The organism is Streptomyces sp. 378, assembly GCF_030124145.1.
Classification (GTDB): domain Bacteria; phylum Actinomycetota; class Actinomycetes; order Streptomycetales; family Streptomycetaceae; genus Streptomyces.
On sequence record NZ_JASKMS010000018.1, the window covers coordinates 33,272 to 48,508 of the forward strand.

11 protein-coding genes are annotated in these 15,237 nt (G+C 69.1%); 1 reads left to right on the forward strand and 10 read right to left on the reverse strand.

Annotation, left to right across the window (positions count from 1 at the left end; translation table 11 throughout):
• Positions 1-3: 3 nt before the first annotated feature.
• The 6 genes from trxB to QNO09_RS23470 all read right to left on the reverse strand — a co-directional run bounded on the left by trxB (position 4) and on the right by QNO09_RS23470 (position 9,406).
• Positions 4-972 (reverse strand): thioredoxin-disulfide reductase, encoded by a 969-nt coding sequence (gene trxB, locus QNO09_RS23445; protein WP_283972214.1) that lies wholly within the window; start codon positions 970-972, stop codon positions 4-6.
• 166 nt (positions 973-1,138) lie between these two features.
• The gene (locus QNO09_RS23450; protein ID WP_283972215.1) at positions 1,139-2,071 is read right to left on the reverse strand and encodes an anti-sigma factor family protein; all 933 of its coding nucleotides are present in this window, start codon (positions 2,069-2,071) and stop codon (positions 1,139-1,141) included.
• Positions 2,068-2,793 (reverse strand): RNA polymerase sigma factor SigM, encoded by a 726-nt coding sequence (sigM, locus tag QNO09_RS23455; protein ID WP_283972216.1) that lies wholly within the window; start codon positions 2,791-2,793, stop codon positions 2,068-2,070. Before sigM ends, QNO09_RS23450 begins: the two co-directional genes overlap by 4 nt.
• Before the next feature lie 27 nt (positions 2,794-2,820).
• The gene (locus QNO09_RS23460) at positions 2,821-4,518 is read right to left on the reverse strand and encodes a protein kinase family protein (RefSeq protein WP_283972217.1); all 1,698 of its coding nucleotides are present in this window, start codon (positions 4,516-4,518) and stop codon (positions 2,821-2,823) included.
• 141 nt (positions 4,519-4,659) lie between these two features.
• A complete protein-coding gene (murJ, locus tag QNO09_RS23465; RefSeq protein WP_283972218.1) occupies positions 4,660-6,957 on the reverse strand; it encodes a murein biosynthesis integral membrane protein MurJ in 2,298 nt (765 codons plus the stop codon).
• Between the two features lie 43 nt (positions 6,958-7,000).
• Positions 7,001-9,406: a DUF6049 family protein gene (locus QNO09_RS23470; protein WP_283972219.1), complete on the reverse strand. Its 2,406-nt coding sequence runs from the start codon at positions 9,404-9,406 to the stop codon at positions 7,001-7,003.
• 265 nt (positions 9,407-9,671) lie between these two features.
• Between QNO09_RS23470 and QNO09_RS23475 the strand changes: the two genes are divergently transcribed.
• Complete coding sequence (locus tag QNO09_RS23475; protein ID WP_283972220.1) at positions 9,672-11,117, forward strand: CCA tRNA nucleotidyltransferase; 1,446 nt, start codon at positions 9,672-9,674, stop codon at positions 11,115-11,117.
• Positions 11,118-11,232: 115 nt separating this feature from the next.
• Here the strand turns inward: QNO09_RS23475 and QNO09_RS23480 are convergent, their stop codons facing one another.
• The 4 genes from QNO09_RS23480 to QNO09_RS23495 form a co-directional block, all read right to left on the reverse strand.
• A complete protein-coding gene (locus QNO09_RS23480) occupies positions 11,233-11,745 on the reverse strand; it encodes a DUF1720 domain-containing protein (protein ID WP_283972221.1) in 513 nt (170 codons plus the stop codon).
• 123 nt (positions 11,746-11,868) lie between these two features.
• Positions 11,869-13,131 (reverse strand): MFS transporter, encoded by a 1,263-nt coding sequence (locus QNO09_RS23485; RefSeq protein ID WP_283972222.1) that lies wholly within the window; start codon positions 13,129-13,131, stop codon positions 11,869-11,871.
• Between the two features lie 89 nt (positions 13,132-13,220).
• A complete protein-coding gene (locus tag QNO09_RS23490; protein WP_283972223.1) occupies positions 13,221-14,303 on the reverse strand; it encodes an inositol-3-phosphate synthase in 1,083 nt (360 codons plus the stop codon).
• Between the two features lie 44 nt (positions 14,304-14,347).
• Complete coding sequence (locus QNO09_RS23495) at positions 14,348-15,031, reverse strand: PadR family transcriptional regulator (protein WP_283972224.1); 684 nt, start codon at positions 15,029-15,031, stop codon at positions 14,348-14,350.
• Positions 15,032-15,237 lie beyond the last annotated feature (206 nt).

Consider the following 15,237-nt stretch of genomic DNA (forward strand, 5'->3'; position numbering starts at 1 on the left):
GGGTCAGACAGCGGTCTTCTCGGGCTCGGGCTGCTCTTCGTCCGCCAGGGCGGCGAGGTAGCGCTCGGCGTCGAGAGCTGCGGCACAGCCGGTACCGGCTGCGGTGATCGCCTGACGGTAGGTGTGGTCGACGACGTCACCGGCACCGAAGACACCGGCCAGGTTCGTGCGCGTCGACGGCGCGTTCACCTTCAGGTACCCCTCTTCGTCCAGGTCGAGCTGGCCCTTGAAGAGCTCGGTGCGCGGGTCGTGGCCGATGGCGATGAAAAGACCGGTCACCGGGAGGTCCGAGAGCTCACCGGTCTTGAGGTTGCGCAGCTTCAGGCCCGAGAGCTTCGGGTCGCCCTGGATCTCGGCGACCTCGCTGTCCCACACGAACGAGATCTTCGGGTCGGCGAAGGCACGCTCCTGCATGGCCTTGGAGGCACGCAGCGTGTCACGCCGGTGGACGATGGTCACCGACTTGGCGAACCGGGAGAGGAAGGTGGCCTCCTCCATCGCGGTGTCACCACCACCGATCACGGCGATGTCCTGGTCCTTGAAGAAGAAGCCGTCACAGGTGGCACACCACGACACGCCGCGGCCGCTGAGTGCGTCCTCGTTCGGCAGTCCGAGCTTGCGGTGCTGCGAGCCGGTGGCGACGATGACGGCCTTGGCCCGGTGGACGGTGCCGGCCGTGTCCGTGACGGTCTTGATCTCACCGCTCAGATCGACGGCCACGATGTCGTCCGGGACGAGCTCGGCCCCGAAGCGCTCCGACTGGGCGCGCATGTTGTCCATGAGCTCGGGGCCCATGATGCCGTCCTGGAAGCCGGGGAAGTTCTCGACGTCGGTGGTGTTCATGAGGGCACCGCCTGCGGTGACGGCGCCCTCGAACACCAGCGGCTTCAGCGACGCGCGCGCGGTGTAGAGCGCCGCCGTGTAGCCGGCGGGCCCGGAGCCGATGATGATCACATTACGGACGTCGCTCACGGCTTGATTCCTCGTCTCTGGACTGCGTCGGTTGAGCGGTAGGAGCTTCTCCAGGAGAGCTCTCACCCCACCCAACGGATCCTAAGGGGCGCGCATTCCCGCTGTGTCCGGGCACACGGAGATGCGGCACCGCGGGGTGCCCCAGAGGGCGAGACGAAGCGTTTGCTCAGGCGGACGGGTAGGTGCGCTTCAGGAGCACCTCGCCGGCCGCACCGGACGCCGAGTGATCCACACAGGTCGCGTCGACGATGTAGGCGGTGACCCGGGTGGCGTCGGAAGGATCGGGAAGCAGCACCAGCATGGCCTTCTTCCCTTGATACGTGCCGCTCTCGGTCGCCAGGGCGGCGTCCTCCCGCCCGATGCCGTCGCGGACGCAGCCGGGCACCACGGCTCCCCTGAAGACCTTGGGCTGGTTGCCGGGGGAGGTCGCCGCGCCGAAGGGGGTGCGGGAGCCGCCGCCTTCTTCGGTCTTGTCCTCGGTCTTGTTCTCGGCCAGGAGATCGGTGACCTGCTTCCGCAGCTTCCCCTCGGAGAAGGTGTCCGGGGAGGTGTTCTGCCGTTCGCCCGCCGTGTCGTGGGGCGGCTTGTTGTCGCCGAGCGACGACAGCAGGACGGAACCCAGACCCAAGGCGGCCACCGTGAAGACCGTTCCCAGGACGGCGATTCTGCGGCGCCCGAGGAGCGTGCGGCCCTTGCGGCCGGGGCCGGTGCTGGCGGAATGGGGGCGACCGGCAGGCCGGTCGGTGGGGGTCGATGTTTCACGTGAAACATGCGCACCGCGGTCGTCGCGCGCGAGAAGGGGAGCGCCCGCCGGCTCCGCGCTCTCCTCGGACTCCGTGCCGCCGGCGCTCAGCAGTGCCTCGGCGGCAAGAGCCGCATCGATGCGGCCCGCGACATCGGCAGGCACACGCGGTGGACCCGGCAGCGTGCCGAGCAGTCCGCGGATCTCCTCCAGGGAGGCGTACACGTCCGCGCAGAGTTCGCACTCGTCCAGATGCCGACGGAGGTCGGTGGTCCGGGACGGAGAGAGCAGGCCCTCGGCGAGGTCGGAGATCTCAGCGACGTCCGGGTGCCCGGCCATGTCTGTCGTCGACGTCACGCTCGTCCACCTCCGCCCTTCACAGCAGCTGGGTCGCTCGGTCCTGTGGCCGGGGGTTCCGCTCGGTGCGGCCCCGCTGCGGGTGGGACGGCCGGCCCCTGCGTCCGGTTCCGTTCTCCGCCCGGGTTCTTGCCCCCAACGGTGCTGCCCGGCCGTAGATGGGTGAGCAGCGGCAGGAGTCTGGCTCTCCCGCGCGCACATCTGCTCTTCACCGTGCCGGTGGGCACGTCGAGAATGCGGGCCGCCTCGGCGACCGGGTAACCCTGCATGTCCACCAGGACCAGCGCGGCACGTTGGTCGGCCGGCAGGGTCCCCAGCGCTTCGATGAGCTGCCGGTGCAGATCATTGCGCTCGGCGGGGGCCGAGGCCGACTCGTGCGGCTCCAGCAGTTGCTCCAGCCGCTCGGTGTCGTCGACGGGAGAGGTCTTCCGGGAGGCGGCCTTGCGGGCGCGGTCGAGGCAGGCGTTCACCGTGATCCTGTGCAGCCATGTCGTGACGGCCGACTGGCCCCGGAAGGTGTGGGCGGCCCGGTAGGCGGACACGAGGGCGTCCTGCACGGCGTCAGCGGCTTCCTCGCGGTCGCCCAGTGTCCTCAGGGCGACGGCCCAGAGCCGGTCGCGGTGCCGCCGCACGACCTCACCGAAGGCGTCGGGGTCGCCTTGGACGTGGCGGGCGAGGAGGTCCTGATCGCTCACTCCGCCATATCCGGTGCCGTCTGCCATCGGCCTCCTTCCTCGAGGCAGATGCCGTCAGCTGGTCACCTTGATGTCCGCCACCCTGCCGCGCCATTTGCCGTCGTCCGGCTGCAACGGCAGCTTTGTCAGCCACACCAGGAGATACCGGCTCTTGAGAGGCTTGCCGGGCTTGAGCTGGACGGTCGTTCCGGAACCTTTGGCAACCGTGGAGTAGGCGTCGAGGGACGTCGGCTCCGAGCTCGCGTCCGAGCTCGGGCTGCGGAGTTCGACCGAGGTGTCCCCCACGAATGTGACGGTCACCTTCCCGACCTGCTGGGCCTTACCCAGATCGAGGATGATGCCGACGCCCGACTTCAGGCGGCCGAAGTCCGCGCTCAGGTAGTAGTCCGTCTGCCAATAGGTGGCCGTGCTGTTGTCGTAGACCTTCCCTATGTCTGACGGCTTCTCTGTCTGGTCCCCGAGGGGATCGAAGTCCCGGGCGCTGCTGATGGCGATCGGCTTGCTGGGTGCAGGCTTCTTGGGACCCTTGTCGTCCCCGTCGTTCGTATGCGTCTGGCCGGGGTCGTCGTTCTTGCCGCCCTGGTCCATCAGCGCGTCCGCCAGTTGCCAGCTGCCGAGGCCCAGCGCGGTGATCAGCAGTGCGGAGACGGCCCACTTCAGGGCCTTGCCCGTGCGGGTCTGGAGCGGAGGCGGCGGGCTCGGGATCTGCTGGGTGACGCCGGGGCGCGGGGTCTGACGGCCGTACGTGCCCTGCTGGTACGTCGTGCGCTGGTACTCGGGCGGGGCGGCGAACGCCGGCTCCGGCGGGCGGATGCGGGGCATCTCGCCGATCGCCTTCACCAGCTCCTCCGGCGTGGTGCACGGCGACTCGTGCCGGGAGGCGGTGGCGCCGTCGTTGGCGAGCGCGCGCATGGCGAGCTCGGACAGACCGCGGTGCACACCGGCGCGTACCTGGTCGGGCGCGATCAGGCCGATGTCCTTCGGTAGACCTGACAGGCCGTAGGCGTCGCTCTCGTACGGCCAGCGCTGTGTGAGGGCCGCGTACAGCAAGGCCCCGATGGCCTCGGTGTCGGTGCGCTGTGAGGTGTCGGACGCGACGCCGCGCAGGGCGGCGTTCACGGCGAGGCCGCGGATGCGCCACTGGCCGGTCGAGGCACGCAGCACGGCGTTGGGGTTCAGCCGCAGATGGGCAAGGCCCTCACGATGGGCGGCGGCCATGGCGGAGGAGACCTGACTGACCATCTGGTAGGCGTCGTAGGGTTCCAGAGGACCGGAGGCGAGGAGCGTGGTCAGTTCCGTCGCGTCGGGAAGCCACTCGTGGACGACGTAGACGACGTCGTTCTCCTCCACCGCGTCCAGCACCTGGACGAAGCGCGGGTCGCCCAGGAGGGCGGAGGAGCGGGCCGCCGCCAGGACGGAGCGGGCACGCGAGTGGTCGGCGGGCAGGATGTGCACACCGACGGCACGGCGCAGCTTCTCGTCCACGGCACGCCAACTGCTGAAACCGTCCAGACGGGTGACGCACTCCTCGAGGCGGTAGCGTCTGGCGAGTTTGTGACCACTGTGCAGTTCGGGCGGCGAGGTCTTTCCGGCACCGTCGGTCCCGGTCGTCTCCTGTACCTCGTCGCTGTCCGTGTCCCGCTCCCGGTTCTTGGCCACCCCGTCGGCCGTGGACTGGTCCGCCTGCGCGGTCAGCGACGTCTCGCCGCTGTTGTCTGCCACGTCGACGGCAGCCGTACTCCGTTCCGCCACCGTCGTTCCTGCCTCCCCATCCATTGCGCGCCCGCCCGACTTCCGTTGCGCGCCGTCCGACGCCGAAACCAATTGTGCCCACAGTCCGCCGCTATGCACGACACGCGGTGGCCGACGATGGTTGTGCGCCTACCCCCCGACTCAGCGTCCCAGGCGTCCGCGGACCATGCCGACCAGCGAGTTGAGTTCCTCGATGCGCATGCGGCGGGCGGCGACGAAGAAGACCCCGAGGAGCACGGCGCCGCCTGCCAGGACCGCGGCGAACGAGCCTGCGGGGCCTTGGCCGAGCGAGAGGCCGATGCCGTAGCAGGCCGCGCCGCTGAGCAGGGCGGCCGGTACGGACGCGATGCACAGCCGGGCGTAAGTCCGCAGGACACGGGCTCCGTCGAGGTCTCCGCCGAGCCGTCTGCGCAGCCGGCGCCAGGCGACACCGACGCCGATCGCGTAGGCCAGGCCGTAGGAGGCGGCCATACCGACTACGGCCCAGCGGGACGGGATCACGAAGTAGCAGATCGCCGAGGCGCCGGCGTTGACCGCGGCCACGATGACCGTGTTGTAGAAGGGAGTTCGGGTGTCCTCGTAGGCGTAGAAGGCACGCAGGACCACGTACTGCACCGAGTACGGGATCAGGCCGAGCCCGAACGCCATCAGCATGAAGCCCATGTTGGTGGCCTCACTGGTGCCCGAGGAGCCGAACATCAGCGTGCACATGGGGATGCCGAGGGAGAGGAACCCGAAGGCGATCGGCACGATGGCGACCGCCGTGTTGCGCAGACCCTGGGAGATGTCGTCGCGTACGGCGCCGCCGTCGCCCTCGTTCGCCGAGCGCGACAGGCGCGGCAGCAGGGCGGCCATGAGAGAGACCGTGATGATGGCCTGGGGCAGGCCCCAGATCAGCTGGGCGTTGGCGTAGGCGGAGAAGCCGGTGCCGTCGACCGGTGAGGCCTTGCCCGCCGCCGTGGACAACTGGATGACGATCATCGCGCCCGCCTGGTTGGCGAGGACGAACAGGACCGTCCACTTGGCCAGGGTGACGGCCTTGCCGAGGCCATGGCCCTTCCAGTCGAAGCGAAGCCGCAGCCGGAAGCCGGTCTCGCGCAGGTAGGGGATCATCGCGATGGACTGGACCACCAGGCCGAGCAGGACGCCGATGCCGAGCAGGCGCTGGCCCTCCGGCGGGATGCTCGCGGCGTTGATCTCGGAGTCGGCCGCGGTGCCGTAGACGTAGATGAACATGCCCAGCGTCACGATGATGACGATGTTGTTCAGGACCGGGGTCCACATCATCGCGCCGAACTTGCCGCGGGCGTTGAGGATCTGGCCCATCACCACGTGGATGCCCATGAAGAAGATCGTGGGCAGGAAGTACTGGGCGAAGGTGACGGCGACCCGAATCGCCGCCGGGTCGCTGGCGACCGAGTCGGACAGCAAGCGGACCAGGAGCGGCGCACCGACGACCGAGAGCGCGGTGAGGGTGCCGAGCGTCACGATGACCAGGGTGAGCAGACGGTTGGCGTACGCCTCACCGCCGTCGTCGTCCTCCTTCATGGCGCGCACGAGCTGCGGCACGAAGACGGAGTTGAGACCACCGCCGACGGTGAGGATGTAGATCATTGTCGGCAGCTGGTAGGCGACCTGGAAGGTGTCGCCGAGGAGGCCGACGCCCAGCGCCGACACGATCAGCGCGGAGCGGACGAAGCCGGTGAGGCGCGAGACCATCGTGCCCGCCGCCATCACGGCGCTGGACTTCATCAGGCCTGCGGCGCGTCCGCCCTTCTTCGGAGCGGACGAGGCGGCGGGCTCAGGGGCCGGCGTCCCGTCCACGAGGGGTGGCACTGTCGCCGCGGCCCGCCCGGGCGTCGCGTACTGGTCCCGCGGTGCGTACGGGCCCTGTTCCGTCTGTCCCGGGGCCGGGGAGGGGCCGGGGACCGACGGCGACTCGTAGGACGGGTGGCCGCTGCTCTGCTGCTGGTCCCGGAAGAGATGCGCGAACGCGTCCGGCTCCTGGCGCGGCTCGCCCGTCTGGGAGACGAGGTCGTCCACGCCCACGAACTGGGTGGTGCGGGCGTCATCGCCGTACGGCAGGTGTCGCGTCGGGCCGTCCGGCTCCGGCGGGGGCGTCTGCGCCCACACCTGCGGATCGGGCGCGTAGGGCGAGGGCGGCGGCTGGCCGTAGAGCTGCTGCTGCGGCTGGTACGAGCCGGGAGGGGGCGGCGGGTGCGCGGCGCGGTCGTAGAGCGCCTCACCGACCGGGTCCTGGGTGGAGAGGTCCTGCGCCCGGTAGGGATCCTGGGCGTAGGCGTCCTGGAGGTAGATGTCCGCGGGCGGCTGCGGCGGCGCCTGGCCGTGCTCGGGCGGTGAGCCCTCAGGCCCGCCCGCATCGGGGTAGCCCGGGCTGCCCGCGGCCCGGCCGCGGTCACCGTCGTACGGCGCGTTCATGGTTACCCCACCTCATCGTCCCGGGCCCACCGGCCACGATTTCTCAACGGTCCACTCTCTCACCCGTGCCGGACGGGTCGGCGCTTTCCGCTGCGGTGTCCGGGGCCGGGTCACTCGGCTGCTCCGGGGCGTCGGCCCGTGAGCCGGCCTCGGTGTCCTTCTCGAGACGTGCGCCGGAGGCCTCCGGGTTCTGCGGAGCGCCGGCCTGGCTCTGCGGGTCGTCGGCCTCGGCGCCCGCCTCGGCGGTGTCGTCCTCGGCGGCCTCGCGGGCGGCGGCGCGCTTGCGCTGGGTGTACATCCGGAAGCCGGCCAGGACCAGGAGCAGGACGCCACCGCCGATGACCAGCATCACCGTGGGCGTGACCTCGGTGACCCTCACGTCGAAGGTGACCGGCGCACCGTACGTCCGGCCGTCCTCCGTGTACAGCTGGGCGACGACCTTGGCCCGGCCGTTGGCGTTGGCGGACGTGGTGAACTTCACCGACTGGGCGTGGCCGCCGTTGACGGTGACGGGCTGCTCCTCGTAGGCGTCGCCGTCGATCTTGAGTCGCGTCGGGTTCTGCGAGGTGAGCCGCAGTCTCAGGTGCTCGACGCCCTGGACGAGGTTGTTCTGGACGGTCACGGGGATCGTCGCGCTGCGACCGGAGAGCTTGGTCTCCGACTTCTCGATCAGCTTGACCCCGTCGATCAGCCCGTTCAGGTACGACTCGATGCCCTCCCGGTACTCCACCGCTGCGACGCCCCGGTCGCGCCACGACGTGGACATCTCGCGGTTCATGGCCCGTCCGAACGGTGTCACCACCCGGGACGGGCGGGTGAGGATCACCTTGAACTTGTCGAGCTTGCCCTGGGTCTTGGCGATCTGCTCGAAGGCGGCCCGGGGCAGCTCCTGCTTGACCAACGAGGGGGGGTAGGCGGCAGCCGGCGGCACCTTCGTGTTGGCAGCCGGGTCGGGCTTGGCCTTGGCGGCGGCCGTGAGGTCCTGCGACTCGGACCAGTTCCCGGCCTGGAGGGCCGCCAAGGCCTCCGCCATGGTCTGCGCCTGGCTCACGGACGGCATCCGCTGCGGGGCGATGACGACGCTGCGCTGCTTGCCGGTCTGCAGGTTCAGCGTCAGGCTCTGCGCCAGGAAGCGCTGCACGGCGAGTGTGGAGGCGGAGGTCCTGGTCAGGTCCCCCTGGAACGCGGTGGACATGCGGGAGTCCGCGACCACGGCCGTGGTGCCGCCGCCGATGGGGCGGGCCGCGGAGGGCGTGTACGACAGGTCGTCCTGGAGGCTGTCGCTGCGGGCGATCACCTTGTCGGCACCCGCGGACGTGGCGACCTTCACGATCGACGGGGCGACGGCGCCGTCCATCGGCCAGGCGAAGTCCGTGGACGGTTGCACGTGCAGGATCGTGTCCACCGTTTCGGCGGCGACATCGGTGGCCTCCTTGAGGTGGCTGAGCGAGCCGGCGACGTTCGTGCCCTTGTGGGCGAGGGAGGCCAGGTCCGGGTCGCCGAACGGCAGGGCGACCACCTCCTCACCCGTGACCGCCTGCTGGAGCTCGGCCAGCCAACGCTTGGCGACCTCCTGGTTCCTGCCCGGAGTGGTGGTGCCGTCCGCACCGCGGACCTGGTAGCTCCCCGTCATCGCGTCGACGGACGCCAGCAGGTCCGGGTCGATCACCCATGTGATGCCGAGGCCCTTGCCCAGCGACACCATCTGGTCGAGGCGGCCGCCCGGGGCGATCTCCTCGGCGAGCTCGTCGTCGCGGAAGACCGGCGTCTGCTGCTCGTTCGACCCTGTCTCGGCGGTCATGTGGGCGCTGGAGACGAGAGGCCACAGAAACGTGGTCTTCGTCTTGGTGTCCGCCTCCTCCGGGTGCCACGGCAGGAACGTGCGCTGGATGCCGAGGACCTGGTCCCAGGGCCGCGCGGCGGTCTCCCCGGAGAGTGCGACGGCCAGCTGGTAGACGCCGTCACGGCCGAGATCCAGCTCGTCGGCCGGCACGGAGATGCTGAAGGGTTCCGCGACGCCGGGGGTGAGCGCGGAAAACTTCTCGGTGTACTTCCCGCCGACCTTTTGCCCGGAGGGCCCCTGGAGGTCGTCGCTCTTCTTGACGAGGGTGGCGATCGCCGAGCGGGTCTCGAGCGGGGGGCCGACCTGAAGGTCGACATGGGCACCGGTGACCGTCTGCTTGCCGTTGTTGGTCACCGTGCCCGACACGGTGACCGTGTCGCTCTCGGAGAGGACGCTGGGGGTGAGCGAGTCGACCGCGACCGATACCGAGCCCGCGCTGGAGGCAGCCTGTGGGGCCTCCAGCCCGGCCGCGCCCGCCGGCGTGGCGGCGGGCAGCTGGAGGACTCCGGCCAGCAGGGGCGCGCCGGCGAGCAGTGCCCCGGTGCGCCGCAGCCACCGGCGGGCAGGTGAGGCACTGGTCCCCTGGAAGTCTGCCGCCTCGGCCACGCGCTCGTCCGTCCCTCGTCGTCGTCAGTGGTCGTCGGAATGTGCGTCCACGCATGGTAACGATGCGCGCTGAGGGGAAGTGCCGCGGTCCGTTCCACAAGATCGTCGACCAGCACCCTGCAGTCCGGTATATGGGTCTATGGGAGGAAGCGGCTCTTTACGGTTCAAGAGTTGGCCTTGTACATGAACAGCGGACCTGTCCCCACACTTCCGCAAGGGAATAGGAGGAGGTCGCGGTGGCCCGGGCCACGTACCCTCTTCTGTTGTGCCGAACGCCAACGAAGAAACGTCCAGTGTCCTGAGCCAGGTGCAGCACCGCGCGGTGAGTGAGCTGCTGAGGGTCGCTCCTGTCGCCGACGACCTCGCCCGCCGTTTCCAGGAGGCCGGGTTCTCACTCGCCCTGGTCGGCGGCTCGGTACGGGACGCGCTCCTGAGCCGGCTCGGCAATGATCTGGACTTCACGACCGACGCCCGCCCCCAGGACGTCCTCAAGATCGTGCGCCCCTGGGCGGACGCTGTCTGGGAGGTCGGGATCGCCTTCGGTACGGTCGGTGCCCACAAGGACGGCTACCAGATCGAGGTGACCACCTACCGCTCGGAGGCCTACGACCGCACCTCGCGCAAGCCCGAGGTGTCGTACGGAGACTCCATCGAGGAGGATCTGGTCCGCCGTGACTTCACGGTGAACGCGATGGCGGTGGCGCTGCCGCAGAAGGAGTTCGTCGACCCGCACGGCGGGCTCGAGGACCTCGCGGCGCGGGTGCTGCGTACGCCCGGCACCCCGGAGGAGTCCTTCTCGGATGACCCGCTGCGCATGATGAGGGCCGCGCGCTTCGCGGCTCAGCTCGACTTCGAGGTTGCTCCCGAGGCCGTCACGGCGATGACGGAGATGGCCGGGCGTATCGAGATCGTCTCGGCCGAGCGGGTACGGGACGAGCTGAACAAGCTGGTCCTCTCCCCGCAGCCGCGCAAGGGCCTGACGCTGCTCGTCGAGACGGGCCTCGCCGATCGCGTGATGCCCGAGTTGCCGGCTCTGCGGCTGGAGCGTGATGAGCACCACCGCCACAAGGACGTCTACGACCACACATTGATCGTCCTGGAGCAGGCGATGGCGCTGGAGGAGGACGGTCCCGACCTCACCCTCCGCCTGGCTGCCCTGCTGCACGACATCGGCAAGCCGCGCACCCGCCGGTTCGAGAAGGACGGCCGGGTCTCGTTCCACCACCACGAGGTGGTCGGGGCGAAGATGACCAAAAAGCGCATGACGGCCCTGAAGTACTCCAACGAGCTGGTGAAGGACGTCTCGCGTCTGGTCGAACTCCACCTGCGATTCCACGGCTACGGCACCGGTGAGTGGACGGACTCGGCGGTTCGGCGCTACGTCCGTGATGCAGGGCCGCTCCTCGACCGCCTCCACAAGCTGACCCGCTCGGACTGCACGACGCGGAACAAGCGCAAGGCGGCGGCTCTGTCACGTGCGTATGACGGGCTGGAGGAGCGGATCGCCAAGCTGCAGGAGCAGGAGGAGCTGGACTCGATCCGTCCGGACCTCGACGGTAACCAGATCATGGAGATCCTTGGAGTGGGCCCCGGTCCGGTCATCGGCCGTGCGTACCAACACATGCTGGAGCTGCGCCTGGAGAACGGGCCGATGGAGCCGGACGCCGCGGTGGCCGCACTCAAGGAGTGGTGGGCCGGACAGGAGAGCTGAGGCTGTGCACGGGGTCGTGTTTCACGTGAAACACGACCCCGGGGCAGCGCGCTGAGGCCTGAAGCAGACAGAGGGGCGGCGTTTCACGTGAAACACCGCCCCTCCTGTCGTTTGTCTACTTCTTGTAGTCCTTCAGGCAGAGCAGGAAGTCCTTGCCGTCACCGCTCTCGGTGTACGTGTACTGGAAGTCCTTGGCCTCGGCCTCGCACTTGCTGGAAGCCAGCGTCTCGGTGAGGTAGGAGCCTTCGATCTTGGCCAGCACCTTGAACTGGGCCTTCGCGTCGTCGCACTTCACCACTTCGAGGTCCGGGTTGTTGTCGCTGCTGCTGCCGCGGTGCATGCAGTCGCCGACGGCGGCCGTATTGGCGTCGTCCCGGCTGGTGACGTAGCCGACGATGGCGATGGTCGCCACGGCTATGACGATGACGATGTTCTTGATCGTCTTGAAGCTGAGCTTGCGACCGGAGGGCTGCGGGGGGACCGGAGCATACGGAGCGCCGCCCTGGGGCGGGAGGCCGGGCTGCCCGGGCTGCTGAGGGTAACCGCCCTGCGGCGGGAACGGAGCCTGGGGTGCAGCCGCGGGCTGGCCCTGTGCGAACGGATTGCCCTGGGGCGGCGGAGTGGTCACTTGGGGGTCCCCCTAGAACATCGTGAGTGACGCGAACATGTCGCGAGATAAGACCCACGTAAGGTAGCGGTCCCCACTGACAGCGCAGTAGTCAGTAGTGGCTCTGTGTCATTGATGTGACACTTACTGGCGGCCAAATCGGGTCATAGTCACAGCTACTGTCGCGTAGATTGCGGCGATCGTGATCACCAGCGGCACGGATCGGCCGTCCGGCGGCAGCATCAGGGCCGCCACAGCGGCCGCGCCGACGAAGAAGACGTTGAAGAGGACGTCGTAAACCGAAAAGATCCGGCCACGGAAGCCGTCCTCCACGGAGGACTGGACGATGGTGTCCGTGGCGATCTTCGCGCCCTGGGTGGTCAGCCCCAGGACGAAGGCCGCGGCCAGCAGCGGAGCGGTGGCGAACGGCAGCCCGAAGGCAGGCTCCAGCAGCGCCGCTGACCCCGCGCACACGACGATCCAACGCCCCGGCCCGAGCCGCCCCGCGGCCCAGGGGGTCACCACGGCCGCCGCGAAGAACCCGGCGCCGGAGACGCCCAACGCCAGTCCCAGCAAGGTGAGTCCGTCGTCCGTGGTCGAGGTGAGGGCGTACCGGCACAGCATCAGCAGCATGACCAGCAGGGCGCCGTAGCAGAACCGCATCAGCGACATCGCCGCGAGGGCCCAGGCGGCCTCACGGCGCTGTGGCGCGGCCAGATGACGTACGCCTGCCGCCAGGTCGCGAGCGGTGTCCGTGAGGGCTGTCCCGATCTGCTCACGCGCCAAGGGCCGGTCCGGGCCGAGGAGTTCTCGCGCCATGCTCAGTGACGCCAGGGCCGCGCACAGATACAGACCTGCTCCCACGAGCACCACGGCGGCATCGGAGTCCGCCACCACCAGGCGCACGGCGAAGGCGAGTCCGCCACCCGCGGTCGCCGCCAGCGTGCCGGCGGTCGGTGAGAGGGAGTTGGCGAGGACCAGGCGATCGGCGTCGACCACGCGCGGCAGGGCGGCCGACAGGCCGGACAGGACGAAGCGGTTGACCGCGGTGACGCACAGCGCCGAGACGTAGAAGAGCCAGTCCGGAGCCGGACTGAGGATCAACACGGCCGTCACGCAGGCCAGCAGGGCGCGCAACAGACTGCCGAACAACAGGACCTGACGGCGCCGCCAGCGGTCCAGCAGGACACCGGCGAAGGGGCCGACGAGGGAGTACGGGAGCAGCAGCACCGCCATCGCGGAGGCGACCGCGGCCGCCGAGGTCTGCTTCTCCGGCGAGAAGACCACATACGCGGCGAGTGCGACCTGGTAGACGCCGTCGGCACCCTGGGACAGCAGACGCACGGCGAGCAGGCGTCGGAAACCCTCGAAGCGCAACAGGACGCTCAGGTCACGGACGACGGCCATGGGGACCAGCCTCACATACGGGGAGGGTCCCCGGGTCGTACGACCCGGGGACCCTCACAGCCCTGGCAGGAGCGACTGGTTGCGGCGCGTCAGCGCTCGACCTCACCCTTGATGAACTTCTCGACGTTCTCGCGGGCCTCGTCGTCGAAGTACTGCACGGGCGGGGACTTCATGAAGTAGCTCGACGCGGAGAGCACGGGACCGCCGATGCCCCGGTCCTTGGCGATCTTCGCGGCGCGCACGGCGTCGATGATGACACCGGCGGAGTTCGGGGAATCCCAGACCTCGAGCTTGTACTCCAGGTTCAGCGGGACGTCGCCGAAGGCGCGGCCTTCGAGACGGACGTAGGCCCACTTGCGGTCGTCCAGCCAGGCGACGTAGTCGGACGGGCCGATGTGGACGTTGCCCTCGCCCAGTTCGCGGTCGCGGATCTGGGAGGTGACGGCCTGCGTCTTGGAGATCTTCTTCGACTCGAGGCGGTCGCGCTCGAGCATGTTCTTGAAGTCCATGTTGCCGCCGACGTTCAGCTGCATCGTGCGGTCCAGGATGACGCCCCGGTCCTCGAACAGCTTCGCCATCACACGGTGCGTGATGGTGGCGCCCACCTGGGACTTGATGTCGTCACCGACGATCGGCACACCCGCCTCGGTGAACTTGTCGGCCCACTCCTTGGTGCCGGCGATGAAGACCGGAAGGGCGTTGACGAAGGCGACCTTGGCGTCGATGGCGCACTGCGCGTAGAACTTCGCCGCGTCCTCGGAGCCGACGGGCAGGTAGCAGACGAGGACGTCGACCTGCTGGTCCTTGAGGACCTGGACGACGTCGACCGGCTCCTCGGCGGACTCCTCGATGGTCTCCCGGTAGTACTTGCCGAGGCCGTCGAGGGTGTGGCCGCGTTGCACCGTCACACCGGTGCTGGGTACGTCGCAGATCTTGATGGTGTTGTTCTCGGAGGCGCCGATGGCGTCCGCCAGGTCGAGGCCGACCTTCTTGGCGTCCACGTCGAACGCGGCGACGAACTCGACGTCGCGGACGTGGTAGTCGCCGAACTGGACGTGCATCAGGCCCGGCACCCTGGACGCCGGATCGGCGTCCTTGTAGTACTCGACTCCCTGCACCAGCGATGCGGCACAGTTGCCCACACCGACGATGGCTACGCGAACCGAACCCATTCCGGTTGCTCCCTGTGTGTACGAGTGAGGCCCTGAACGGGCTCTCACGTGGCGGTGTCGTCGGGCGTATCCGGCCGGAGGTCGCCCCCCGGCCGGGGCAGGCCGCCCGACGCTCCAGATGTGGTGTCACGCGAGGCGGGCTTCTCGGCGGCCGGACCCTTGAGGTCCCGCCCCGCCCGCTCGCTCTCGATCAGCTCATTCAGCCAGCGCACCTCGCGCTCCACGGACTCCATTCCGTGGCGCTGAAGCTCGAGCGTGTAGTCGTCCAGGCGCTCCCGGGTCCGGGCGAGGGAAGCGCTCATCTTCTCCAGGCGCTCCTCCAGCCGGCTGCGGCGGCCCTCCAGCACGCGCATGCGGACATCGCGTGAGGTCTGCCCGAAGAAGGCGAAACGGGCGGCGAAGGTCTCGTCCTCGTACGCGTCGGGCCCGGTCTGCGAGAGCAGCAGCTCGAAGTGCTCCTTACCCTCCGCCGTCAATCGGTAGACGATCTTGGCGCGGCGCCCCGCGAGGGGGGCGGCGAGGGCGTCCTCGGGAGTGTTCCCCGGCTCCTCGATCAGCCAGCCGTTGGCGACCAGCGTCTTGAGACAGGGATAGAGCGTCCCGTAGCTGAACGCACGGAACACACCCAGCGAGGTGTTGAGCCGCTTGCGCAGCTCATACCCGTGCATCGGAGATTCGCGGAGCAGACCGAGTACGGCGAACTCGAGGATCCCGGCACGCCGGCTCATCATCGCCTCCTCTCGCCGCGGTGCGCATGTATCGGACCGATGTGTCGGACCGATGTGTCGGACCGATGTGTCGTGCTGATGTATCGACTCGATACATCAGCACGATAGAACGGCCTTCCGGATACGACAAGAGGGGGTCGGGTGAACGGGATCACATCACCGATTCGTCGGACGCGAGTTGCCTGATTTGAGGTGAAGTTCGGGGC

Coding starts and splice junctions, on each gene's coding strand:
- sigM (WP_283972216.1), bottom strand. CDS start 2,793: ATGGCAGACGGCACCGGATATGGCGGAGTGAGCGATCAGGACCTCCTC.
- murJ (WP_283972218.1), bottom strand. CDS start 6,957: ATGAACGCGCCGTACGACGGTGACCGCGGCCGGGCCGCGGGCAGCCCG.
- QNO09_RS23485 (WP_283972222.1), bottom strand. CDS start 13,131: ATGGCCGTCGTCCGTGACCTGAGCGTCCTGTTGCGCTTCGAGGGTTTC.
- QNO09_RS23490 (WP_283972223.1), bottom strand. CDS start 14,303: ATGGGTTCGGTTCGCGTAGCCATCGTCGGTGTGGGCAACTGTGCCGCA.
- QNO09_RS23495 (WP_283972224.1), bottom strand. CDS start 15,031: ATGAGCCGGCGTGCCGGGATCCTCGAGTTCGCCGTACTCGGTCTGCTC.